The 23,742-nt window shown below is 43.7% G+C and carries 22 protein-coding genes; 1 reads left to right on the top strand and 21 read right to left on the bottom strand.

Annotated elements, in window-relative coordinates:
* Positions 1-437: 437 nt before the first annotated feature.
* The 15 genes from DRJ53_RS18875 to DRJ53_RS18800 form a co-directional block, all read right to left on the bottom strand.
* A complete protein-coding gene (locus DRJ53_RS18875; RefSeq protein ID WP_155523226.1) occupies positions 438-782 on the bottom strand; it encodes a helix-turn-helix domain-containing protein in 345 nt (114 codons plus the stop codon).
* Between the two features lie 244 nt (positions 783-1,026).
* Positions 1,027-1,830: a hypothetical protein gene (locus DRJ53_RS18865; protein ID WP_114237221.1), complete on the bottom strand. Its 804-nt coding sequence runs from the start codon at positions 1,828-1,830 to the stop codon at positions 1,027-1,029.
* Positions 1,831-1,864: 34 nt separating this feature from the next.
* Positions 1,865-2,710, bottom strand: coding sequence for a conjugative transposon protein TraN (traN, locus tag DRJ53_RS18860; protein ID WP_114237220.1), 846 nt, complete (start codon positions 2,708-2,710; stop codon positions 1,865-1,867).
* A 57-nt stretch (positions 2,711-2,767) separates the two neighbouring features.
* Positions 2,768-4,096 carry a conjugative transposon protein TraM gene (gene traM, locus DRJ53_RS18855; protein ID WP_114237219.1) on the bottom strand — a complete coding sequence of 443 codons (1,329 nt, stop codon included), beginning with the start codon at positions 4,094-4,096 and terminating at the stop codon, positions 2,768-2,770.
* A 4-nt stretch (positions 4,097-4,100) separates the two neighbouring features.
* Positions 4,101-4,595: a hypothetical protein gene (locus tag DRJ53_RS18850; RefSeq protein WP_114237218.1), complete on the bottom strand. Its 495-nt coding sequence runs from the start codon at positions 4,593-4,595 to the stop codon at positions 4,101-4,103.
* A 3-nt stretch (positions 4,596-4,598) separates the two neighbouring features.
* Positions 4,599-5,216, bottom strand: a complete 618-nt coding sequence (gene traK / locus DRJ53_RS18845; RefSeq protein ID WP_114237217.1) for a conjugative transposon protein TraK — start codon at positions 5,214-5,216, stop codon at positions 4,599-4,601.
* Positions 5,217-5,230: 14 nt separating this feature from the next.
* Positions 5,231-6,448, bottom strand: coding sequence for a conjugative transposon protein TraJ (gene traJ / locus DRJ53_RS18840; protein WP_114237216.1), 1,218 nt, complete (start codon positions 6,446-6,448; stop codon positions 5,231-5,233).
* Between the two features lie 9 nt (positions 6,449-6,457).
* Positions 6,458-7,090 carry a TerB family tellurite resistance protein gene (locus DRJ53_RS18835; protein WP_114237215.1) on the bottom strand — a complete coding sequence of 211 codons (633 nt, stop codon included), beginning with the start codon at positions 7,088-7,090 and terminating at the stop codon, positions 6,458-6,460.
* Positions 7,091-7,092: 2 nt separating this feature from the next.
* Positions 7,093-7,740 carry a hypothetical protein gene (locus DRJ53_RS18830; protein ID WP_114237214.1) on the bottom strand — a complete coding sequence of 216 codons (648 nt, stop codon included), beginning with the start codon at positions 7,738-7,740 and terminating at the stop codon, positions 7,093-7,095.
* 7 nt (positions 7,741-7,747) lie between these two features.
* Entirely contained in the window at positions 7,748-8,425 is a 678-nt protein-coding gene (locus DRJ53_RS18825) for a conjugal transfer protein TraI (protein ID WP_114237213.1), read from the bottom strand.
* Between the two features lie 68 nt (positions 8,426-8,493).
* Positions 8,494-10,971 (bottom strand): TraG family conjugative transposon ATPase, encoded by a 2,478-nt coding sequence (locus DRJ53_RS18820; protein ID WP_114237212.1) that lies wholly within the window; start codon positions 10,969-10,971, stop codon positions 8,494-8,496.
* The gene (locus DRJ53_RS18815) at positions 10,955-11,287 is read right to left on the bottom strand and encodes a DUF4133 domain-containing protein (RefSeq protein ID WP_114237211.1); all 333 of its coding nucleotides are present in this window, start codon (positions 11,285-11,287) and stop codon (positions 10,955-10,957) included. The genes DRJ53_RS18820 and DRJ53_RS18815 overlap by 17 nt, the downstream gene beginning before the upstream one ends.
* 33 nt (positions 11,288-11,320) lie before the next feature.
* Positions 11,321-11,659, bottom strand: a complete 339-nt coding sequence (locus DRJ53_RS18810; RefSeq protein ID WP_479680809.1) for a DUF4134 domain-containing protein — start codon at positions 11,657-11,659, stop codon at positions 11,321-11,323.
* A gap of 97 nt (positions 11,660-11,756) precedes the next feature.
* Positions 11,757-12,254 (bottom strand): hypothetical protein, encoded by a 498-nt coding sequence (locus DRJ53_RS18805; RefSeq protein WP_123893696.1) that lies wholly within the window; start codon positions 12,252-12,254, stop codon positions 11,757-11,759.
* 150 nt (positions 12,255-12,404) lie between these two features.
* Positions 12,405-12,638, bottom strand: coding sequence for a helix-turn-helix domain-containing protein (locus DRJ53_RS18800; protein ID WP_114237209.1), 234 nt, complete (start codon positions 12,636-12,638; stop codon positions 12,405-12,407).
* A 107-nt stretch (positions 12,639-12,745) separates the two neighbouring features.
* Here DRJ53_RS18800 and DRJ53_RS18795 point away from each other — a divergent pair, with 107 nt between their 5' ends.
* Positions 12,746-12,970 carry a hypothetical protein gene (locus DRJ53_RS18795; protein WP_114237208.1) on the top strand — a complete coding sequence of 75 codons (225 nt, stop codon included), beginning with the start codon at positions 12,746-12,748 and terminating at the stop codon, positions 12,968-12,970.
* On the opposite strand, the gene DRJ53_RS18790 is transcribed toward DRJ53_RS18795, so the two are convergent.
* The 6 genes from DRJ53_RS18790 to DRJ53_RS18765 form a co-directional block, all read right to left on the bottom strand.
* Positions 12,965-14,116 (bottom strand): hypothetical protein, encoded by a 1,152-nt coding sequence (locus DRJ53_RS18790; RefSeq protein ID WP_114237207.1) that lies wholly within the window; start codon positions 14,114-14,116, stop codon positions 12,965-12,967. The two genes, DRJ53_RS18795 and DRJ53_RS18790, sit on opposite strands and share 6 nt — an antisense overlap.
* Before the next feature lie 387 nt (positions 14,117-14,503).
* On the bottom strand, positions 14,504-16,573 hold the full coding sequence (locus DRJ53_RS18785) for an ATP-binding response regulator (protein ID WP_162303928.1): 2,070 nt from the start codon (positions 16,571-16,573) through the stop codon (positions 14,504-14,506).
* 139 nt (positions 16,574-16,712) lie between these two features.
* A complete protein-coding gene (locus DRJ53_RS18780; RefSeq protein WP_114237205.1) occupies positions 16,713-17,282 on the bottom strand; it encodes a GNAT family N-acetyltransferase in 570 nt (189 codons plus the stop codon).
* Positions 17,283-17,520: 238 nt separating this feature from the next.
* A complete protein-coding gene (locus DRJ53_RS18775) occupies positions 17,521-20,637 on the bottom strand; it encodes a type I restriction endonuclease subunit R (RefSeq protein ID WP_114237204.1) in 3,117 nt (1,038 codons plus the stop codon).
* Positions 20,630-21,808, bottom strand: coding sequence for a restriction endonuclease subunit S (locus tag DRJ53_RS18770; protein WP_114237203.1), 1,179 nt, complete (start codon positions 21,806-21,808; stop codon positions 20,630-20,632). Before DRJ53_RS18770 ends, DRJ53_RS18775 begins: the two co-directional genes overlap by 8 nt.
* On the bottom strand, positions 21,805-23,367 hold the full coding sequence (locus DRJ53_RS18765; protein ID WP_114237202.1) for a type I restriction-modification system subunit M: 1,563 nt from the start codon (positions 23,365-23,367) through the stop codon (positions 21,805-21,807). Before DRJ53_RS18765 ends, DRJ53_RS18770 begins: the two co-directional genes overlap by 4 nt.
* Positions 23,368-23,742 lie beyond the last annotated feature (375 nt).

Below are 23,742 nucleotides of genomic sequence, written 5' to 3'. Positions count from 1 at the left end.
AAAGACAATAACAAAAAGGGTAACCAATTTACGAAAAGTTATTGAAGGAACCCTGTTGTAGATAGATTGAATGAAGCGCCTCTTTAAAAGGTTAATCAACCAGATATAAAATTTTAGGGTTTCCATTCTTTAATAGCGTAATTGAACGTGGGGTTCTCGAAAAGATTATTGAACACGACGGTATAGACCTCAAAAAACTCGAACTTTTTATTGGTCAGTTTTACCCAGTAATACCCAACAAAGGACAGAAATCCCGTAAATCTTTAAGTATTTGGTTCGAGTTTTCAACCCTTGGGGCTAGGAATGTCCGTTTCGGGAAGATTTGAGACCGTGATGGTCAAAAGGAACGAATTAATAAACTCAATTCAAATTTTATTATTAGGAAAGTGTTCCAATAAGGTCTGACGTGTCTACAAGGCTCAACCAAGAGCCTTTCATCAAAACCCTTCCTCCACAAGCCGCTTGACATCCTCTTTGTTGTAATAAACCGTTCCGCCAATTTTCTTTGTTCGTATTTTTCTAGCAACTCTTAAAGAAACCAGTTTGTTCACTGAGCAACCCAATATTTTTCTAACATTCGCTGTTTTGTAACCTTCAATGTGTCCCAACGAAGTGTCTCTACCCTGCTGCAGAAGTGATTTTATATCTTCTAGCAGTTGCATCCGAAATGCCTGCAAATCTTCCTTGGTGATGACTTCTACATTCATAAATTCTTTATTTGCTAGTTTACTTGAGTAAGATGTATACCTTGCTGCCTTGATTTCTTTTGAAGGAAGGCTCATATCGTATATAACCGAAATCGCTTAGTGCACGGATGCTTCTATGATAAGTTGCCGTGGACAAAATCTTAGCAAGCGGCATGATGTCATGGCTGAATACCCTGATCGGACTTAGAAAAGCATGTTCCTCCCAGTAATGCAATAAAGCCATATACAGGCTGACGTGGGTTGTGTTGACCCGTGGATCATCCACGATGGCAGCAAAGAATTCCGAAAATTTGTCCCACTCTTGCATTGTGAACGACTTTTAACTAATCGACTGTCCTTTTCTTCGGCTTCGCTTTTGCTTTGGCTGATCAAAATCTCCGCCTTCATCACCCACCTCCTGCTTCTGGTTTTCTTTTTTTGCGTTTTGCTTCACCGATTGTTCGGAAGTATTCTTTTCCTTTTGTGACTGGCTGTGCACTCGCTGCATAGAGCCATCATAGATGTTCACGGATTTGAACCGTGGGTTGGCTTCAACATACATTCTTTGCTCATTTCCTTCTTTTAAGAAGGTTACCGCCTGACGATTGCCTTTTTGCAGCGACTCCAGCAGCCTTGTCTTATCTTGCTCACTGGCTAGTTCTTTGATGGGGTGTTTTGCCAACTCTTTCGCAAGATCAAAGCCATAATTTTGATGAAAGTGCTTAAGCTGGTAGTTGCCGTTTTTGTCTGTTTCCTTAAAATCCATTTGTAACCAGGCGTTATATGCTTGACCTTCCTTATTATTTAGGTCTTTATTCACCGCTCGGCCGTTCATGAGGTTGTATGCTTCTTTTAGTGTGACGTTATTAGCTTTTCCGATAAAGAAGGTTTGCTTCATCATGTCAGCATTGTTTTCCAGCTTCAGGGTCAGTTCGTACTTGTTGAAAAAGTACATGTCGGTCTGCTCCGATTTTTTAAAATGCAGTACAGCCGTTGACACATCATTTCCAAACTTGGCGTTGTGATACAATTGAAATTCCGGCACTTGCTTTTGCATTTTTTCTTTCATTTCGGGCTCTAGGCTATCACCGAAGCCTGTGAACTTTACCTGGTCTTTCAGATAATCAAAGTTTTTCTGGTTCATAAAATTGAATTAACGTATGAATAAATAAGAATTGTTATTCAGAGGGCTTTGCCTTTACAATCATTCTGTTGCCTACATCGAGGTGTAAATGCCTGCCGCCATCTTTTTCCATTAGTTGAATGAGCAGGTATTTTTTGTCCGGTATCGTGAACTTCGGAAAGGCAAAGACAACGACGCTTGTTGACTGAGGCTTTACTGATGATGTATCGCCGTATGCATATAAAGGCAACAATTCAATCTCCTGAGAAGCGGTCCGCTCGGCTTTCTTTTGGTCTCGTATAAAGAGGCGCAGCATGTCAACGTCGTAAGTAAGGTTGGAGTTGTTTCGCACTTCCAATTGAAAGTACAGGACATCGCTTTTGATGTAAAGACCGTTTAAGCGAAGACGCATTTCAAATTTCTTGTGCTTAATGCCATGAAGCATTCGTTTTTCACGGCTGATCTTTTCGGCAGTAAATTCCATTTCCGCTTCGTTGCTTCCTGATTGCGATGTGTATCTGCCATCAACGGCGGTGTCTTTCGCAAAAGAGATAGTTAACAAGACTGGGTTGACACTGTAATTCAACAAAAAGGAATAGAGTTTTCCATCGGTGGTGATGACGCTTAAATTGGTTTCAGCAAAATTTTCTCTTCCGGCTTTGACCAGCAGTATGTTTTCTACCCCTTTTGCTTTCTGGGCTAATACATCCCGGCTGCCTCTGTCCACACTTTTTATGGCATAGGGAAAAACCAGGTTGGTGGTTTTGTTGTATGCCAGCGACAAAGGATACGATGGAACAATGGTTGTTTTGTACTGTACACTGGTATTTTGTGAATGCGTTGTGATGGTGAAGAGCAAGACGCTCACTGCTGCAACCGCTCCAGCAATTGATTTTTTCATACACATAGAAATTTGAATGTTGAATGACTTTTTGTGCTGTGAAGAAGAAGAATTGTATCAAGAGGCTCCTTTCGTTTTCTCATCTTGCAGGTAAACCTGATAGCCTGCCTTCAGGATCACTTTTATGAGCTTTGCTTTCTTACTCAGCAATGTCTTTGCTGCTTCAATGCCGGCACTGGCGGCTTGTGCTTTGAGGGATGGGTCGAGCGTTGCGATGCCGATACCTTGTATGGCACGATCAGCGGAATTCTTGGCAACGTCACGGGTAATCGCTCCGGGAACGTATACACCATCCATTCCGTCCATGTCCACGACAGAGAGTTGCACCGGAAAGAGAGAACTCTTGTAACGGATGGAGTTAATTTTAATGGTCAGCCGTTCGCCATTTAGGGTGGTTGTCCCAAACACGAAGCTTCCTTTCGGCACAAGGGCGCCGTTGACAAAAACGTCGCTCGTCAGGCGCAGCTTGACAACAGCACCGTCCACAACCGTTTGCGTTTCATGAATAACAGCTGAAATGGAATTCGGCGTCTCGGTGGCGTTCTCCATGTCATCTACCAGCGAGAAAAATCCATTAGAAGGACTACTATTGGTTTGGCGTGTTTCGCTTGATGCGGGATTGTTGGTGACTAACGAAGGATTATTATCCTCAATTCTTGCCTGTACGGAATAGATGTTTGCAGTAACCGTTTCGTTTTTCTTCTCAAACTTTTCTTTTATTCGTTCCGGGTGCTGAATGTCCAGTATTTTATCCATCATTCCGCTCAGTTGTTTCATTTCAGGGTCTTCGCTGTTATCTTCATTCCTGGTCATGTTCATCATCCGTTCCAAGCGGTCCACATCAGCGCTGTTTACCGCCACGCTGCCGGAACGGTTCAAATTGGGATAAGAACTCCTTTTGGTCGTTTGCGATGTTGCTCCATTTAAAGCCTTATTTAGCTCACTCAGTTTGTTGTACACTTTCGCTTCATTCGGGTCCATATTATCAGCATTGTAAGGCGAGGTATTCAGTCCTTTGCCTAAGACATTCTTGTTATAGGTCATCGGCGAAATGGCGGTATCAGATGAAGCCATTAATGTTTCATCAGTATTGCCCTTCCCGTAATATGGATCGTTTTTGAGCTGCTCATGCAGCTTTTGCGCGTCGGACGCCGCTTTTTCATAATAACTTAGCTTATTCAAGCTCTTGTCATCTTTTAGATACGCATCGGGGAGTTGCATGTTGAGACCACCTTTTGGAGTGGTTTGGCCCGCCTCTGCTCCGCTTCCTTTTCCGCCACCCATTGCCCAAAACATCAGCGTTGTAAACGGCAGTGCTAATAACGGAAGAACGAGGAAGAACCGACGCCTCCTTAAGAATCGCGGTGATTGTGTTTTTGTTTGCATGGTTTTACTTTTTTTGCGTTTGTAAACGGTAGATATTTTCAATGGCACGAATGCTGTCCATAAGTCCCGGCCGATGGAAAAGAAGGCTGTCTCGTGTTGCAACACCCTGCGGGCTTCCGCCCAAGCTGTCCATATAGCGCCGAAACCGCTCTATCTTTTGGTATTCGCCTTTTGTAATCAAAAGAATGCTCCGAGTGTTCTCTTCGCCGGTTTGGGTTGAATGGATAGGCACCTGTATCAGTGAGGGAGCAAGGACCGGTTTCTTATTACTTCGCAGACTTTCTACAACCAGATACAGGCTGCAGCCTGCTGAAAGGCAGCAAAACAGAAGCAAGCCCCATTTTCTTGCTTTAAGGGAAAGTTTCTCGGTTTTTTGCTGCATAAAGTCAGCCCATCTCGATTGCAGCTTGATGCACTTCTGCACAATACCTGCAGCTACTTTGTCGGGAATGTTGTTTTCCCGACACACTTCTTTCTTTTTATTCTTAAATAAGTACATTTCTTATCGATTTTCCGTTTTGATATCCCGGTTGTCAATTGTCGTCCACCGTTCAATGAGAAAGCCGTGTGGGTTGTTATCTGAGCGGCTTACGTTGCGCAGGTAACCCTCAGTGACTAGGCTTCTGGAAACCGTGCTAGTGGTGCGAATAATGTTTTGTGTAGCGTAACACCGGAAGTAATATGGATACTGATTCACGTCCACCTGTACACTGTCCACCTTTATACGTTGGCTAATATTTCCGGATATGATGTTGGTGAAAAAGCCATTCTCTTTCAAGTTGTCGTAAGCTCGTTTGGCAGAAGCATCGGCTAAGTACAAGGCTTTTGTCACGTTGGCCTGTATAACCTTGTCGTCCGGGTCCAGGGTGAAGAAGTATTCATGAAAAGTCTTTACATGGTCTCTTGCTTCTACAGGAATGTTGTCTTTGCGGTCAGAAGCATAGGCTTCCAGTGCTTTGCCATTTGCCAAAATGTAAACCTTGCTCTGAACGCTGCCGACCAGTTGATAGCTTTTATACAGCGTAAAGCCGCAGAGGGCAAGGCTGCCCACAATGACCAATAAGGTGAACCCACGAACGTGTCGGAAAGCCGTGTCAATATTTTTCATTTGTTTGAACATCTTAATAGGAGGTTTTAGCTGTTTCCGGAAATCTTTTCCTGCATGTAGTTTGAGCCGCCGGAAGACGGCTGTTGCTCTTTGAAATAGCCACTGTTGGCTGCATAACTGCTGATGCTATTGCTTACTCTTCCGGCAGCACTGCCCATGGCATCGGCCACCATGCCGGCACTTCCGGTAACAGTATTCACAGCGCTCCTTGACGTACTGCTAAAAAGGCTACTTACCTTATAGAGCAACGTATTACCACCACCTGCATGAACAATGTAATTGGCAACTGATGGCACGGTGAAATAGCCTACAATGCCAATGATCATAAAAATGAGGTAAGCCACATCCGTCGAGCTAAAGAAGGTATCGCCGTAATCCTGCACCTGTTGGATGTCCAGTTGCAGCATTTTCTCCTCGATTTTTCCAATGATGGCGCCGAAGATGTTAGCCACAGGTAACCAGAGAAAGACATTGATGTAACGGGCTATCCAAACCGTAAGGGTATGCTGAAAGCCATCAAAAACGGCAATACCAAAGACAAGCGGACCTAATATAGCAAGAATAACCAGTTGAAATGTTCGTAGTGTATTGATGCAAAGCGCTGCTGCCTGAAAGAGCACTTGCAACACTTCGCTCATCCACTCTTTGATAGAGTTGCGGAAATTATAAGAGGCTTTTGACATCGCAAATTTGATGTCGTTGCCGATGCTTGCAAAAAAGCCTTCATTGTCTGGGTCCGGATCGTCAGGGTGCGTGTACCGATACCATTTATCTCTATCACCGCTGCCGCTTTCGCCCACATACATTTGCCACACCTGCGTTTTTTTGATGGCTTCTTCTTTTTGTTTCAGCAGTACGGCAATTGCCTTGTCAGCGTCAGTCACCATGGAAGCTGTGGCCGTAACGGTCGGCTTCATCACGCCATTGATCATGGCAATGACAGAGGGGAAAATGACCACAGCAAAACCGATCACAAAGGGCCGGAACAGCGGATAAAAATCAATCGGCTCTGCATTGGCAATGTGCCGCCACACACGGGAAGCAATGTACCAGGTGGCCGCAAAACCGGCAATGCCTTGCCCCACGCCAATCAGCTTACTGCACAGGGGCAACATTTCATCATAAATCTGTTCCAGCACGGCATGAAGCCCCTTCGCCTGGTCGGATAAGCTTTGCGCCTTGGAAAGTAAAGGCAAAAACATCCCCACAGCCGCTACAATAGCAGCTTTCGTGTAGTTCACCATATCAAAATTTTACTGAGTTAAGCCATAGATTTTTTGTGCGGTACCGATGTCTTTCTTTTCCCTTGCTCGTTGGATGGCCAGTAACGTTGTATTGTTGTTGAAGTGCCGCAAAAAGAGTAGCTTGTCCTCAATAGATGCAAAAACTTCATCTATTGCCTTTATGCGTTCATCATCGGACATTCGCAGGTCTCCGGCCGTGATGATCGTAATAAGGTCATTCAGGTTAGCAAGGCTCTGGTTAAACAGATTGGCATACACGCTTCCCAAATATTTTATCTCATCCGGGCTAAAGTTTCCTTCTTGCTTGAAGCGTCGGAATGCATTCTTGTATTCCTTTACTATCAGAAGCTGGTAGTTAATAATGTCAGCTACACGGCGGTAATTTTTTACTTCAGGACTTACATCCAGCAGGCGGTCTAAAAAATCTTTGTGAAGGTTAAAATTACCCTGCGAAATGTTTTTGATGGTGTTGTAGCCGGTACTGACGATTTCATATCCTTTCTTCAAGTCGCTAAGGATTTGCTTTAATTGTGCCAGCTTTTCCACGTTCAAAAGCAATTGCTCAATCTCTGCTTCCTGCGCCTTTACCTTCATTGGCACCATTGATACCGCAAGTATGAAAAGAAAAACGATCTTTTTCATCGCTATTGTTTTTTAAGGTCATGCAAAACACGGCTTGTTTGAATAGCAGCTTTTTCCTTTATCCGCTGTACACCAAGAAGATTGACCTCTGCGCCAAAACTTTGGGCAAACGTATAGGCCTCCTGCATGTCTGCATAAAGTGCATCGATTCGCCCCAACCGCTCGTCGTCTTTCATCTCCAATGCACTCGGTGTAATAATATCAGTTAATTGAATAATGATAGAAGCACAATCTTCAAGTACGGAGCTAAATACTTTATTAATGTAATCAACCTCCTCTCCATTGAACTGGCCATTTGCTTTTACCTGTTTTGTAACATTCCTGTATTGCTGCAATGCCTTAAGTTGAAGTGCAACAATGTCAGCCACTTTTGCATACTTCCCGATGTTGGGATTTATGTCTGAAAGCGCCAGGAAAAATCCCTTGTGAAGATCATAGTCGCCTTGCTTAACGCTGCCAATCATATTCAAGCCTTTCTGGGCAATTGAATATCCTTTCTGGACGTAGCCCAGGTAAGCATTTAGGGCTACGATTTGCTCAATGAGGTATTTCTTTTGCGTTTTTTTCTGGCGAAACCATTCATCGAATGTTTGCGCCTGGCAAAGCGTGGTTGCAAGAAAAAGCAGGCTGGTGAGAATAGATTTATTCATGTTTTTGTTATTGAAGGCCGTATAATTTCTTTACCACATCAACGTCGTTCAGCGATTTAGCCCGTTGTAAGCTGAGCATCATGTTTTGCTGGTTGAAAGATTTTAAATCACTGTAAGATGTTTCGACCATATCAGCCGAATGGTTGATAATCTCCAATCGCTTGGCGTCCGTCATTTGGGTTGAGAAAGAATTTATGACTATGAACAACTGGTCAAGGTTTTTCACGCTTTCATCAAGCATGCCTTTGTACACCTGTTCCATGTAGGCCAGCTCCTCAGGCGTGAAATTTTTATCCTGCTTGAACAGCCTCCAAGCTTTTTTGTATTCTGCAACCATCAATACCTGCTTCTCGGTAATTTCTTTGATGCGGTGGTAATACGAGATGATGTTTTTTACTGTCCAGAGTTCATCAAAATAATCCTTGTACAAGGTGCGCTGTTTTTCCACCCAATCGGTAATTTCATCCAGCTTCACTTTAGACATTGTATTCTCAATGACCTTTTGTGCATTCTGCAACCAGATGGTTTTATTCTGCAGGCGTTGAATTTTTAGGTCTACTGCTTTGATCACTTTTACAATGGCCTGCTTGATGATAAGGGCAATGGGATCTTGCGCATTTGCTTTAGTGACTGGTGCCAGAGACACCAATAATAGAAGGCTTAGACCTAATAACTTTCCTTTCATAACGAATAGTTTAGTTGTTTACTTTCCTGAATTGCTTTGCTGCGCAAACGAATAAGGTTCTCGATGATTTAATTATCATGCAGCAATTCGCTTTTTGCTTCATTTGCTATGGCTGCTATTCCTTTTTCAATGCTGCCGTATTTCCGGGCATATTGCATCACCTTCAATTTTTCGGTTTCTTCGGTTGTGTAAGCCAGATACTCTTCCAGACTTACTTCCGTTCGGTACACCTTTGAAAGCATTCCGCCGAGACTAATAAAAACTTCCTTGTACTTCTTAGTGGGATCATTGGCTTTATTGACCGAGAGGATTAATGCTTTTTCTTTTTCCGTTAGTCCCAATAATTCTTGTATCTGTTCAAACTTGTTTTGATATTTGGATTGGTCCAATAATATTTTACAATCGGAGTTGTTGATAATAGCTTGCTTTACCACGGGTGAGCTAATAATGTCTTCTACTTCCTGCGTCACCACTACTGCCTCACCAAAAAACTTTCGCACTGTTTTAAACAAATACTTTATGTATTCGGCCATTCCTTCCTTGGCAATGGCTTTCCATGCTTCTTCAATCAAAATCATTTTGCGGACGCCTTTCAGCTTGCGCATTTTGGAGATAAATACTTCCATGATAATGATGGTCACAACCGGAAACAGAATGGGATGGTCTTTGATGTTGTCCAGTTCAAAAACAATGAAACGCTCTTTTAGCAACTCCAGGTTTTGAGTAGCATTCAGCAGGTAATCAAATTCGCCGCCTTTGTAATACGGCCTTAGTACATAGAGAAAATTGTTGACGTCAAAATCTTTCTCCTTTACCTTGTCTGTTTTCAGTACGGCGATGAAATCTTCCTGAAGAAACTCGTAAAAAGTATTGAAGCAGGGGAAAACGGTGGGCTCCTTCTCTAACTTTTCGTAATAAAGCTGCAAGGCATTACTTAACGCAACATACTCCGAGCGGTTGAAGCTTTCGTTATCCTTTTTCCAAAGGGCAAGCAACAGCGTTTTGATGCTTTCTTTCTTTTCCGTGTCCAGGCTGTCGCCTTCGCTGATGTAAAACGGATTGAACCTAATCGGGTTCTTTTCATCATACGTGAAATAGTATCCCTTAACCATGTCACACAGACCTTTGTAGCTATGCCCCACGTCTACGAGCACGATGTGGGTTCCCTGCTCGTAGTAAGAACGCACCATGTGGTTTGTAAAGAAAGACTTGCCGCTACCGCTGGGACCCAAAATGAACTTGTTGCGATTGGTGCATATTCCTTTTTTCACCGGCTCATCTGAAATGTCAACGTGCACCGGTTTGCCGGTCAGCCGGTCGCCTAAGCGGATGCCGACCGGACTAATGGAAGAACGGTAAGCCGTTTCCATGTTTAGGAAGCAGGTGGCTTGTTCGGCAAACGTGTCAAACGTATCGTTGATGGGAAAATCACCTTCGTTTCCTGGAATACCGGCCCAAAAGATTTGCGGAGCACCAATTGTTTCCTGCTTGGCCGTTGCATCCATTTGTGCCAAAGCAGACGACACGAGGTTTTTCAAATCCTTTGCTTCTTCTCCATTGTCGGTCCAAACCAACAAATTAAAGTGTGCTTTAACCGGCAACCGCTGTTGGCTGATCGCTTCGTTCAAAAAATCATTGGTAGCGTCACGGGCAATGGTGTTTTCACGGGAGTAAGCCGAAAGGGATTGCAGGCGTAACCGCTTACTTTCCAGCTTTTGAATGGTTTTCGGTGCATTTTCAATGAAGATGTACTGGTTGTAAATGTGATTGCACGGCAACAGTTGCCCAAGTGACGACGCAAATCCAACACTGAATTTTGTTTTGTCGGTGGAATACTTGTCGTAGTTGATACGAGAGCCACACAAGGCAGGTAGATCTTCCGCATCACCCAAAGTGTACAAATGGCAGTGCTGATCACCCACCTGAATACCTTCTTTAAAATGAATGTCCTTGATCAGAAATTCGTTTTCGTTCTCCGACAGGAAGCAATATTTTTCAATCAACCCAATTTTTCGTTCCATGCTCAACAAATCCTCCTCCTTCAATCGGGTTACGGTTACAAAGCCGCTATCTTCCATGATGCGTTTGAACTGCCCGGCACTGTCAAGGAAATCCTGCAAAAGTTGATGGTTCAGGACTTGGGACGGAACGACGGATTTTCGAAGCAGATTGGAGAAAAGCGACGTAGACACTTTCCGGCCCAGTGGCTTTTTGGTAAGCAGGATATAACATCTGTGGTCGAGAAAAGGACGTTCGTTGAAAAAACGTTCACTGCTTCGGGAAAGGAAGCTGGTATCGTCTTTGGCAAAATCGGGGTTGTATTTGCTTCTGGTAAACCAATCCTGCTTGTGAAAGACACTGTAACGTGGCAGCACTTTAATCGCTTTAACCCATGCCTGGTGAAAGGCTTCGTATTCCTGGTCGGAAAGCGTAAAAATTTCCGGGAGTTTTGCTTCGAAGGCAATGGTGATATCCCCTTGTTTGGACAAGATGCAATCGTGTTCTATTCCCATAATGGGAAACAGTTCTTCAAGATGTTTTTCCATGGCGCCTGCTTTTGAAGGTTTTTCGTGAATAGCTTTTGATAGAATGGGGAACGTTGTGTCTAGCCAACTTTTTCATCATGCCGTGTTCTCCGTAGCGGTTGCTCAGGCTATAAATTTTGATAACGGATGCCGTTCCGGCGATCAATATCAAGCCGAGACAAACAAATGTGTTTACACCGATGATGTAAAGGGCGGCAAAGACAATGAGTAGTGTCAGAATACAACCACCCAGATACCAGATGTATTGTGCCTTCAGGCCTTTGAACTCAATGGACTTGTTGATGCCTTTGTTGATTTGATACACACTGTTCCCCATTGCACAAGTTTTTAAAGTGGATTAGTCGGATGCTTACACACCGAAGAAGGATTTAATGACTGTAGCGACAACAACCAAAAAGACACAGGAGCCAAACCACGCTGCAGCCACTTTTGACGTATCCGGGTCACCCGCATTCCATTTCTGGTATACTTTCACGGCCCCAATTAACCCAAGGATGGCACCCACAGCATACATAAGGTTTGTTCCGGCGGCGAAATAGCTTCGCACTTTTTGGTTGGCTTCGTTAATGCCGGCATTGGCGTCCTGCGCCAGCGTAGTCAGTTCACCCAGGGTACATGCGATGGCCATGCCGATCATCAACCATTGTTTTTTGCTCGGGTTCTTAAATGTCAAACGCTTCATTTTCATACATCACTATTTAAAAATTAAAAGTTGAGACTTAGTTTTTCCCAGCCACCCCTCTGCCCGGAGGCAGAGAGGCTTCGGGAAATGGCTTTCCATCCGGTCACTCATTCCATAACATCACACGCTCTTCAGCACTGAGTTGGACGTAGCCATATTTTTCGCATTCGGATGCAATCAGGTTGTTGATAGCCGATAGCGAGGGTGTGCCTTTTAGAAAAGAGTATTTTTTAAGCAGCAGCTGGAGCGAAAGGATAAATTCTTCCCTTATGTAAGATTTTTCAACCGCTTCAGCAATGGTTTCCCGGAGGCTGTGGGTTAACTCCTTTGTTTGTTGAAGCGTGTCGTTCGGCTCCTCTGTAGCTGGAACGTAGTTTAGATTAGAAGGAAACAGCTCAGACTGCAATGATTGACCTTCTGCATTGGTAACTTCATCTCCACTGTAATTCGACGTAGTTGACCGGAAACGCAATTTGGTTTTGCCGGATAACAAGTCTTTTATTTCCTGAGAGTAAAACTTTACGCCAACCACGGCGTAGTACATCACCAGCAGAAGAATGACAAATGAAAGGTAGTTAGCCCAAGAGATGTTGTTTAACATAGTTTGCATTTTTTGAAGAGCGGAACTGACTAATACGCCAGTGCCTTTTGCAATGCAAATATGTTTTGGATTAGAGGTATGAAACCAGTAAACGAGGTAGGACAACCCCACTTACGGTGCTGATAGTCAAGAAGATAATTTTTTAAAATTCTACTCGAAATCTGTGCTCAAAAGTTCGGAAGGGTGCAGTTCCAAGGCCGTTGCCAATTGCATGAGGGTCGTAAACGTAATGTTGATTTGCCCTTTTTCGATTTTAGCAATCTTGCTATTGTCTAAATTACAGGCATAAGAAAGCTGCCGAAGGCTTAATCCCTTCGCCTCCCGCAGCCGTTTAATATTTGCTCCAAGCTTTTTTAAATATTTTTTGTCGCTGTCTCTAACCAATAGTTTTGAATAAGCGACGTAAGTTGACCGAAAGGGATAAAAAAAGTGCGGTCTAAAAAGACCGCAACGCCTAATTTGTTCGTTACTTTGATAACTTTAGCGCACACATGGACCCTTCTATTTTGCAAAAGCCAATCCCAGAGCTGAACCTATCCGATAGTTTCAAGGAGATGGCCCACCGTCATGATTTCAGAACATTGCAAGATGTTTTAAACTGGCCAGTCAATGTGTTGCTCATGCATGAAGACTTTACACAACATCATTACCAGGAACTGAGAAATTTCCTTATTTCCCTGAACGGCTTGCAACTCCTTAAAACAACCAATTCATAGTTTATTGAGAATGTTAATCCACCGGAACAACATGTCTTTCACAGCGCTGATGGTTCCTCTATCCGGATTGTGATACTTTGTTTCCAAGCTGCCGAAGGCAATATTTTCCTTTTGTAAAGTCGTTACTGTTTTTACCGTTATCCGCAACACTTGTGCTACCACCCTGTTCACAATCATTTTATCAATAATCATAAGCCGGAGCAGCAACGCAAGCTTTGCGACTGATAAGGCCGTCTGAATTTTATCTTCCTGTTCCGTTTCGGTTTTAGGAGTTGTCTCAGGGGTTGTGTCCGCTTCCAAAAACTTTATCTCTTCGTCAATCCACTGGTTCACCTGTTCCTTGATCGACGGCATGTTGCTATTCAGGATGGTATTGAGCTTTGTTCTTGATTGATTGATGTTTTTTTGTTCAAAGCGCAACGCCGCAACTTTTTCCCGCCTGGTGTCAAGTTGCTCCGTAAGAGCAGTAAGTTTTTCGATCAAATAGGCTATGTAGCTGTCATCATTAAAGTTTAGAGAGAACAGAACCTGTCTCACTGATGTTTCCGCCGACAATGTATCTTCCGTCAGCAATTCATTCATCAAACTCCGTTGGTAGTAAAGTTCATTGTAAGTTGCACCGGTTCTCTTACCGAAACAAAAGCGTTCAAAGTTGCCGGTCAGGATAGTACCTAATTGAGGGTCAATGGTCGTGCTGCCCTCCAAGGCCACCTTCAGCAACTCCAACTTTCGGCAAAGCTCATCAATAGAGGTTAAGAAATACGAGGCTGGCGCCTTCTCGTTTCGGTCGAAATAGTTGCTGAAAAAGTCCTCTATAAAGTTCAAGGTGGCTTCCAAATGTGCACTAATGGTATTGTACAGGTGAATGATTTTCTCATCCAAACCTTCAACCTGCTTATAGGAATACACCCGGTCCAACAGCCGGATGAGCAGTGCTTGGTTAACCTGAACATATTGCTGTTTGTCCCGTATTTTGGGGCGGTTGATCATGCCCTCCATTAGGAGGCCTCGAACCTTTTCCCTTTCTGCTTCCGATTGATAAATAAAGCCACGTATCACCTCATCGGTCAAAGGAATAAGATTGATATTGGTTGGGTTCAGTGTATTGGAAATAAGCTCATCCCATTTATTTAAGATAACTGGCATAGCACAGGTGTTTTTCAACGTATGTTGACCATGAACCAGCTATTGTCTTATGCATTTAGTTCAATTCTGGTTGGATTTTCCACATCATACCTCAATTCCATGCCTCAGGTTCATCATCGATTATTTGGAATTCCTTGTTTAGGGGAATAGCATCGGTTACTTCTCTAAAAAGAACCCATATCGGCCACAGCCCTACAAAAGGGCTGAGGCTTAAAACATTAGAAAGCCTTTGGAAACAAAGATGAAAGTTTAAACGGTTGAGCAACTACGCTTTTCATACTAATTTCCTACGTAGAAATGACTATTTCTTTAGCACAAAAGCCGTGATGCTGGCGCAATATGGAGAATGCAAGCGTGTTTAGTAAATACGGCGGAACTGATTTTATACTAACCTTCTAATCTATTGATGAGCTCTATTTTGTTTGACACGTCGACTTTTTCAAAAATGTTCTGTACGTGTTTGGTTACCGTCCTCTCGGAGATAAATAACGTATCGCCAATTTCCTTGTACTTATAGCCTTCACAGATGAGCTTAGCAATATCTTTTTCCCGCGTGGTAAGATGATAAAGTTTGCAATTTTTCTCAAAGTCATCTGTAGTTGATCGAAGGCGGGTATTATCGGGTCCGGCCAACGCATTTAATGCAGAGCTTAGCACAGCACGTTTTTGCTTGCCGGCGTGGGCCAATATAGAGCTGATCTTTCCAGCCAACTCCTGGAACGAAAACGGTTTCTGGATAAAATCAATGGCACCCAGCCTCAGCCCCTGTAGTTTGTCATCACGGGTAGATTTGGCAGAAAGGAAAATAAACGGAATGTGGCTGTAAGATGGGTCGTTAGAAAGAATTCTGACGAACGTGTATCCGTCCACTTTGTCCATCATCACATCAGAAATGATGAGGTCCGGCAGCACCGGCAGGGTTTTTATCTTTTTCAAAGCATCGTTGCCGTTCAACGCCGCAAATACATTGTAGCACTCACTCAATTTTTTAATCAGGTAATTAACCATAGCAGTATTGTCTTCCACTACCAGGATAGCCGGTTTGGTCGCGTCATAAACATTCTCTTTTATACCGACATCAGGCATTGGGGCCAACGGTTTCTTCGATTGGTTGATAGCTAAAACTTCTTCGCCTATAGCCAGAACATGCTTCTTCAAAGCAACGGTGATGGTGGTACCGGGTCCCATCTTCGGGTCACTCTCCAGCTTAACTTCTCCATTTAAGTCATCCACCACCTTTTTAACAATGGGAAGGCCAAGTCCCATGCCTTGCGTGTTTCGCTTCAGGTTCGCAATCTGGTAGTAGGGTTCGAAAACCTTTTTATGCATTTCCGGCGGAATGCCGATGCCACAATCTTTTACGGAAAAGAAGACTTGATCATCTTGGGTTTGAAGCACAACTTCGATTATACAATCGTCATTAGAAAACTTGATGGCATTTTCGATAAGATTGTTGACAACACGAATGATAGCAACCGGGTCTGCCTTCAGGTAAACGTCATCTTCAACCTTACCATGGATTTCAATCTTCCTTTTTTTCCCAAACTCCCTAAACAGTATCAAAGCATCTTTCAGTATCTCGCTGAAGTTCGATACCAAATCATGGTTGTACACCACCATGCCTTTGTTGAACCGTTCCAGATCAAAAAAATTAATGATGTCGTGCGAAAGCTTGTCCATGTTCCGTTTGATGATGTTCATCTCATCGGAGGTTCCATTCTTGCTGATATACTCTTCCAGGTAATTGTTTATTAGAGTAAGTGGTGTTTTCGTTTCGTGGGCGAGGTTGACGAATGTAGTTGTTTTTTGCTCGTTTATTCGTTCCAACTCCTTTGTTCGTTTCGCCACTTCTTTCTGCAGGCTGGTATTCCAATTCATTAATCGCTGCTCGGAGTCGATAAGCTTTTGGTGTTCTTCACGCAGTTGCCTGATATGTCGTTTCACGTGCAGACCGAGCAGCAATAAAAAGCCGGTATTTGTTACAGAAGCTTCTACTGCCTGACCAAGGTTTAAGAAGTCAATAATGGGCAGGCCCACCCAAGGTGTTAAACTAAACAACAGGACAGTAATTTCTTCCCTGGAGTCGTAACTATGAAATGTATTGTGGTACTTATGCCGTATGGCTTTGCCAAGTGTATAAATAACCCAAAGCGCATAGGCTACTGGCAGCACCAGCAGGTCTTTGGCCTTGTTGAGATCATTTGTTACGGCAAAGGTGAGCACAAAGAGAATGTATGGCAACAGCAAAAACAAAAAGACGCCCTTGAATGCATGAAATTTCATCTTTTCCAGCCCAAACGCCTTGTACACGTAAAAAGGAAAATAGCAAGGCACAATAAACCCGGTAGCATACGCAATGGCCATTTGCACAAAAAAGGAACCGGGCAGGTTCGGGTCAGGCAACAAGCCGCCGGTAATGTTGTAGCAAAGTAGCAGAAAAATGAGGATGATGTTCAAAAAGGTTGTTTTATCATCCGGCCGGGCCAGCCTGTAAATAACCAGGTAGAAAAAGATGACTAATTCTATACACACGAAGATGAACGTGACGATATGCATCTGGGTTCCCGGCAGCAGCATGACGACCCCTCCTCACTATTTACTCCCTTTTTAAAAAATATAAGCGGTACCCTAAATCCAGTTCATTGTAAATTTTAAAGCCAAACTTCTCGTACCAAGGAATGTTTTTCATTGTAGACGTTTCGAGGCAAACAGGCCTGTTCAATAATTCACCCTTTTTAATAACCTGTTGCAGCAAGTCAGTTCCAGTGCCTTTGTTTTGATCTTCCGGGCCTACACCGATAAACCAGAGGTAATACATTTTGTCTTTGGGCTGCAGCTTCTTAATCTTCGCTTCCCTGTCCATCGCTTTTTTGATGTTGAAAAGTCCGATGCAGCTGGTGATGAGCTTAACGTCCCACCACAATGATTTCAGTGTCGTTTCTTTCTTATCCGGTAAAAGGACTAAAGCACAACCCTTCTTATCCTCTGAGAGAAACACATCTCCAAAGGCATGGCAAACGTCAAAAGAGTATGCCATAAGGCTTCGCAGCCGCTGCTTTCGTTTGCCGTCTTGCTTTACAATGTAATTGACGCTCTTGTTGCCGTCGAAAGATTTGGCAAGGATGTCAACTACATGTTCTTTATCACTGTAATCAGCCTTAATCATAGCAGAACATTTACACAGCGGTAAAAGGCCTTATAAAGTTGTATTCGGCACCTCCTATTGATAGGCTTCCTATTTTGTACTGATGAGCTTAACCAATCCTTTTTCTAATCAACTTTCACGGACCCTATCATCCGCTCAAAAATGTGCTCCAACTTTTATGCCCAGCTTCAATCCCATTAGGCTATTTACTTTTCCATTTAAAGGCTGAAATATCCAACAGTCGGCAGCCCATTCACATTTACTCAGGCCTTGAAATATCCCAAAACCTGTTGAAAAACGCTTTTAACTTCTCTATCACGGTTTCCCGCTTTTGCGTTCGTTCTCCTGTAGGTGTAAACCGGGAAACGGGCGGTAGAATCTTGGCTAAGCTTGTGCCGGTAGTTTGCACATAGCCGTCCCTAAAAGCATTCGTAATGAACTTATGTGTTTCATCGGCATCCAAATTTTCTTCTCTGATAATCTGGCCTAATTCTTCTTTCTTCTTCTCGTCAACAAAGGTTTGCCAATTGTCGTCCACATTTTTACCTGGCGTTAGCGAATCAATGAATTTCTGGATCAAGTCTTTCTTGTTCCGCAACTCAATACTCGAATCAATGGCTTTATTGATGCTAATGATGATTTCTTTGTCCTTTAAGTTCCCTTCATGATATTTCTTAATTAGTTCCAGGATGTAATCAATGTTAATCTCTACCTGCTTGATCAACTCCATCTCAAATACGATGTCATCGTTCACATTTTCGGCATCACCGCCAGACCTGCTGCGAAATTCGTGATAGAGGTTAATGTACATGCTGTGATAATCCTGCACATCCCGTTCGCTCAGTATTTCCCTGCCGGTAAATTCATCGAACGTGGTGAGGATATTCTTTGCTCTTAAAATAGAACCGTACAAACGGATGAACTCTTTCTGTGCCTTTTCTCCAATAATGGATTCGCCTACTGGAAACTTGCTTGTCAGCTCATTCACCAGGGTAACGTAACCGGTAATTGTTTTAGCACCGTCCTTATAGCCGTTATAATATTCATCAAAGGTTTTCAGTAACACAATGCCACCAGCTTCTTTATCACCGAACAGCGCTATACTTTCGTTCGTGGCCTTTTCCAGATTGCGAAAGCAAACGATGTTGCCGAAAGTCTTAACCGAGTTTAAAATCCGGTTGGTCCGGGAATATGCCTGCAACAAACCATGCAGCCGTAAGTTTTTGTCAACCCACAGCGTATTTAAGGTAGTCGCATCAAAACCGGTCAAAAACATATTGACAACAATAAGCAAATCAATCTCCCGGTTCTTCATGCGGAGCGAAACATCTTTGTAATAGTTCTGAAACTTGTCGGCGGACGTGTCGTAGTTCGTCTTGAACATCACGTTATAATCCGCTATCGCTGCATCTAAAAAATCTCTGTCAGTTGCGCTTAGTTGTTCTGTGCTTTCTGAATTTTCATCGTCTATTACGCCATTATCCTCGTCATCGTTTACGCCAAAGCTGAAAATGGTGGCGATTTTAAGACGTGAGATTTCTGGCAGTGTTGCCTGCTGCTTCTTGAACTCGTTGTAGTAGGTTTTTGCAAAGTCAATGGAACTGACGGCAAAAATGGAATTGAAGCCACTCAGCCGGATTTTTTGCTTTACTTCTTCTACTTTATTACGGTCTCCTGCCGAAGCTACTTCGTAAACATTCTTCAACGAAGTGAAACTGTAAGATTTGCTATTACGCTTTGTCTTCTGTTCAAAATGGCCTAGGATGTAGGTGACAATGTTGTTGATGCGTTCCGGGGCGGCCAATGCCCTTTCCCTGTCAATGTCCCAGACTTTTTGGTCTTTGATGTTCTCCTGCTCTTTCATCGTTCGTATGTAATCAATACGAAACGGCAGCACGTTTTTATCGTTGATAGCGTCAACAATGGTGTAGGTATGCAGCTTTTTGCCAAAGGCTTGTTCGGTGGTTTTTAAGTCGGGCCGGTTGCTGCTACTGGCATTTTTGGCAAAAATGGGTGTGCCGGTAAAGCCAAAAAGGAAGTATTTCTTAAACGCCTTGGTAATGGCTGTGTGCATGTCGCCAAATTGGGAGCGGTGGCATTCATCGAAAATGATGACGATAGGCTGGCTGAAGGCAGCGTGAGCCCTTTCCTTCTTGATAAGAATGGAAAGCTTCTGAATGGTGGTGATGATGATGCTTGCCTTTGGGTCGGAAAGTTGTTTCTTCAGGATGGAAGTATTGGTATTGCTGTTGGCAGCGCCTTTTTCAAACTTGTCGTACTCCTTCATGGTTTGGTAGTCCAGGTCTTTTCGGTCTACCACGAACAATACTTTTTCAACGAAGGGCAATTTGCTGGCTAATTGGGCGGTTTTAAACGAAGTGAGGGTTTTGCCGCTTCCGGTGGTGTGCCATATATAACCGCCGCCGTCAATTGTTCCATAGGTTTTGTAGTTGTTGGCCACAGCCATTTTACTCAAAATGCGTTCGGTGGCAACAATCTGGTAAGGACGCATGGCCAACAACAGCTTATCGGTTGTAAACACACAATACCGGGTAAGAATATTCAATAAGCTGTGTTTGGCAAAAAATGTACGGGCAAAATCCATCAAATCGGTTATGGGACGGTTGGCTGCATCGGCCCACCAGGAGGTAAACTCGTAACTGTTGCTGGTCCGTTGTTTGTTCTTCTTTACGCCATTCTGGCTTTGCTCTTTGATATGTGAAGACCTGGTAGTGTTGCTGTAATACTTGGTATAGGTTCCGTTGGAGATAACAAAGAGCTGCACGTATTCAAACAAGCCGGAACCGCTCCAGAAACTTTCCCGGTTGTAGCGGTTGATTTGGTTGAAGGCCTCTTTAATGTCAACGCCACGCCGTTTTAGTTCCACATGCACCAGGGGCAGGCCGTTAACCAGGATGGTTACATCATACCGGTTGGGCCGCTGCCCGTCTGCTACTTCGTATTGATTGATAACCTGTAAATGATTGTTGTGGATATTGGCTTTGTCCAGCAGGTAAATGTTCTTTACCGTTCCGTCGTCACGGGTCAAGAGCTGCACATGGTCTTCCTGTATCAGGGTTGTTTTTTCTTCAATGCCGCTGTTTTGATTTGCAATTTTGCTCCGAAAGAAATGGTTCCATTCGTTATCGCTAAAGGTGTAATCGTTTAACCGTTGCAATTGCTGGCGAAGGTTGGTGATGAGTGCTGCTTCGCTAACGATGGGCAGGTATTCGTAAGCCTGTGTTTGTAGCTGCTGAATGAATGCCTTTTCCAAGGTATCTTCTGTTTGGTAGGCCGTTTCCCTTTTGTAAGGCGAGCTGTATTCGGCAACAACGGTGCTCTCCGGGTTTTCGGCTACGATTTTGTATTTATCCATTGGCCGCATTTTTAAATGTCAGCAACTTGTTTCTGTAATATTCATACTGCTTCCGGCGGGCTTCAATTTCTGCGGGTATGCCTACAGATATATCATTTATCAGCAGATGGAATTTGTCAAGGATTGAGGCAATGCGCCTTTGTTCTTCTATCGGTGGAACCGGAATTTTTGCTTTGCTCAAACCGGAAGCATTGATGGATGATATTTTACCGGAAGAAATGTGCCTTTTGATTTGCGAATGAAAAAGGTCTGTTTGCAGGAAATGAGATACATAGTTGGGGTGCATGTCATGTGAAAACGCAAAGCAGGCATCGTGTATTACAACATCGGTTTCGCCAAGCCATGCCAGACCTTGCCCAATGTCCTCGATTGTTTCTCCGGCTGCAACAATAACAACATCGCCAGGCTTTGCTACTCTAAGTTTTGCTGCTAAAGCCGGGTCTAAAAAAGACTTTGCGTTTTTTGCCCAAATTTTATAGTGGGTGTACATTTCACCGTAGTGAATGCAAGGCACGCCTTCAGATAAAATATCGGTTTTGACAAAACGCTTTCCTCTGGTGAATTCGCCGATTTCGCCAAGCGTTTTCCATTCCACATTTTTTGCTTCAAAACTTAACAAAGCATTTCTATAGTGCTCGTATTGAATTTTACGAGCTTCCAGCTCCGCTTCCAGCTCCGCTTCCAATAACTTAAACTTATCCAATATGTTGGCAATTTCATTTTGTATTTCGAGCGGCGGAATGGGTACTTGAAATTTAGAGTAAAAGGAAATCCACTGTCGTGCATGGTCTTGAGGTTTATAACTTATACACTTCATTGCGTAGTAAATAAATCGAAAGTTTATGTTTGCATCATTCTTAGGTAACAGCATCTTCATGGCTGATGACTTCACTTTGAAATCGAAATCTACCCAATGAAATGAAGTCGTGAAGTCATCAAAAATAATAACTGGCTTTTCTTTACTTGCTTCATAAATTCCGCTTTGCTCATCAGTATATCCAAGGATAAATGATTGTCCTGCTGTTAACACTGGGGTTTTGTGGTTGTCATCGTAATCTACGGTTGAAACAATGTATTTTCTAGGTTGCTCATATTCTAAAAGCTTATCTAAGTCCGTAAACTCAACACCATCTGGACAAAGCTGTTCAATCAATTCATCAATCTTACTCATAAACTGCCTCCTTCCAAATCCGCAACAATTTCATCAATGGCCGTACGCAGCTTGTTCTGCTTGATAACAATTTCGGCAATATGGGCATTCAGCTTTTGTATGTCCACCGCTTCCGAATTGTTTGCTCCTTCTACATAACTGCTAACTGCAATGTTATAATCGTTATCGGCAATGTCTTTGTTCAAAACCAGCTTGGCAAAATGGTCAGAATCTTTCCGTTCAATGTAGGCGTTCAGTATTTTTTTGCGATAGTTTTCTGTCAACTTATTCTTGTTGCCAACCCGCACATATTCGGCAGAGGCATCAATAAACAGCGTCGCATTGTCCTTCTTGCTCTTTTTCAATACAACAATGCAGGTGGCAATGGTGGTTCCAAAGAACAGGTCGGGCGGCAATTGTATAACGGCATCTATGTAATTGTTGTCAATAAGGTATTTGCGAATTTTTTGCTCCGCACCGCCCCGGTACAACACACCCGGGAATTCAACAATGGCCGCCGTACCCGATGTGGAAAGCCAGTGCAGCATGTGTAGGGTAAAAGCCAGGTCGGCCTTGCTCTTGGGTGCCAGCACACCCGCCGGAGAAAAACGGGGGTCGTTAATAAGAAGCGGGTTGGCGTCGCCTTCCCATTTGATGGAGTAAGGCGGATTGGAAACAATGGCATCAAAGGGTTCATCGTCCCAGTGTTTGGGGTCAAGCAAGGTATCGCCGTGGGCAATGTCAAATTTCTCGTAGTTGATGTCGTGGAGAAACATGTTGATGCGGCAAAGGTTGTAGGTGGTAATGTTCACCTCCTGTCCGTAAAAGCCCTGCCGCACATTTTCCTTGCCCAGCACCTTGGCAAACTTCAGGAGCAGGGAACCCGAACCGCAGGCAGGGTCGTACACTTTATTCACCTGCTTTTTGCCCACTACAGTAATTTCTGCCAACAGTTCCGATACTTCCTGCGGCGTAAAGAACTCGCCACCCGATTTGCCGGCATTGCTGGCGTACATGGTCATGAGGAACTCGTAGGCATCGCCAAAGGTATCAATGGTGTTTTCCTGGTAGTCGCCCAGCTTCAGGCCGCCAATCGCATCCAGGATTTTCCGTAGCTGGTCGTTTCGCCGCTGTACGGTGCCGCCCAGTTTGTTACTGTTTACGTCAATGTCATCAAACAAACCTTTCAGGTCATCTTCGCTATCGGTGCCTTTTGCCGAGGCTTCAATGTGCTTAAATACACGGCTAAGTGTTTCGTTCAGGTTTTCATCGCCTTTAGCCTTTTTGCGAACGTTTACAAAAAGCTCCGAAGGCAGGATATAAAAGCCTTTTTCTTTTACCGTATCGGCCCGGCCAAATTCGGCTTCGGCATCGGTGATGTTTGCGTAATTAAAGTGTTTGTTGCCGGTACGGGCTTCTTCCCGGTTGATGTACGCCGTTAGGTTTTCGGAAATAAACCGGTAGAACAGCATGCCTAAAACGTAAGATTTAAAATCCCAGCCATCCACGCTTCCCCGCAGGTCGTTTGCTATCTGCCAGATGGTCCGGTGCAGCTCTTCTCTTTCCCTTTCTTTCGCCATTGTTTTGGTCGTTTATAAAAGGGTGAAAATAAGGCTTAAAGAGAAATGTTTTGCTGCGTATAGGTAGTTTCCTTATTGCGTTTGTTTCTCTTTTTACCGCCTGGCATCCATCGCACACAAAGCTTACCGTTGCCCAAGGCATCTCTACATCAAAAACATAGTTTGCAGCCGCTGTATGCCCGTTTTTGATCCGGAATTTGTAAAAGAAGGTTTAGCGTCGCTGGAGAAAAACATGGTCGAGGCAGAACTGTCCATACCGCCCAACATCGTTCAAATGCAAGATCTCAGCAGCCAACTTGAATATAACAATGCTTTACGATGCCGACCTCACCAGCCTGGCAGCCTTCACTTGCCAGAGCGGTTGTCTTTATAAAC

The sequence above is a fragment of the Paracnuella aquatica genome (assembly GCF_003332885.2).
Lineage (GTDB): Bacteria > Bacteroidota > Bacteroidia > Chitinophagales > Chitinophagaceae > Flavisolibacter > Flavisolibacter aquaticus.
Note: the sequence above shows the minus strand (reverse complement) of the source record. Positions and strands in the feature narration are given on the sequence as shown.

Coding starts and splice junctions, on each gene's coding strand:
- DRJ53_RS18850 (WP_114237218.1), bottom strand. CDS start 4,595: ATGTACTTATTTAAGAATAAAAAGAAAGAAGTGTGTCGGGAAAACAAC.
- DRJ53_RS18810 (WP_479680809.1), bottom strand. CDS start 11,659: ATGAAAATGAAGCGTTTGACATTTAAGAACCCGAGCAAAAAACAATGG.
- traJ (WP_114237216.1), bottom strand. CDS start 6,448: ATGGTGAACTACACGAAAGCTGCTATTGTAGCGGCTGTGGGGATGTTT.
- DRJ53_RS18795 (WP_114237208.1), top strand. CDS start 12,746: ATGGACCCTTCTATTTTGCAAAAGCCAATCCCAGAGCTGAACCTATCC.
- DRJ53_RS18875 (WP_155523226.1), bottom strand. CDS start 782: ATGAGCCTTCCTTCAAAAGAAATCAAGGCAGCAAGGTATACATCTTAC.
- DRJ53_RS18765 (WP_114237202.1), bottom strand. CDS start 23,367: ATGGCGAAAGAAAGGGAAAGAGAAGAGCTGCACCGGACCATCTGGCAG.
- DRJ53_RS18815 (WP_114237211.1), bottom strand. CDS start 11,287: ATGGGGAACAGTGTGTATCAAATCAACAAAGGCATCAACAAGTCCATT.
- traK (WP_114237217.1), bottom strand. CDS start 5,216: ATGTTCAAACAAATGAAAAATATTGACACGGCTTTCCGACACGTTCGT.
- DRJ53_RS18865 (WP_114237221.1), bottom strand. CDS start 1,830: ATGAACCAGAAAAACTTTGATTATCTGAAAGACCAGGTAAAGTTCACA.
- DRJ53_RS18805 (WP_123893696.1), bottom strand. CDS start 12,254: ATGTTAAACAACATCTCTTGGGCTAACTACCTTTCATTTGTCATTCTT.
- DRJ53_RS18820 (WP_114237212.1), bottom strand. CDS start 10,971: ATGGAAAAACATCTTGAAGAACTGTTTCCCATTATGGGAATAGAACAC.
- DRJ53_RS18790 (WP_114237207.1), bottom strand. CDS start 14,116: ATGCCAGTTATCTTAAATAAATGGGATGAGCTTATTTCCAATACACTG.
- DRJ53_RS18835 (WP_114237215.1), bottom strand. CDS start 7,090: ATGAAAAAGATCGTTTTTCTTTTCATACTTGCGGTATCAATGGTGCCA.
- traN (WP_114237220.1), bottom strand. CDS start 2,710: ATGAAAAAATCAATTGCTGGAGCGGTTGCAGCAGTGAGCGTCTTGCTC.
- DRJ53_RS18775 (WP_114237204.1), bottom strand. CDS start 20,637: ATGGATAAATACAAAATCGTAGCCGAAAACCCGGAGAGCACCGTTGTT.
- traM (WP_114237219.1), bottom strand. CDS start 4,096: ATGCAAACAAAAACACAATCACCGCGATTCTTAAGGAGGCGTCGGTTC.
- DRJ53_RS18770 (WP_114237203.1), bottom strand. CDS start 21,808: ATGAGTAAGATTGATGAATTGATTGAACAGCTTTGTCCAGATGGTGTT.
- DRJ53_RS18780 (WP_114237205.1), bottom strand. CDS start 17,282: ATGATTAAGGCTGATTACAGTGATAAAGAACATGTAGTTGACATCCTT.
- DRJ53_RS18825 (WP_114237213.1), bottom strand. CDS start 8,425: ATGAAAGGAAAGTTATTAGGTCTAAGCCTTCTATTATTGGTGTCTCTG.
- DRJ53_RS18830 (WP_114237214.1), bottom strand. CDS start 7,740: ATGAATAAATCTATTCTCACCAGCCTGCTTTTTCTTGCAACCACGCTT.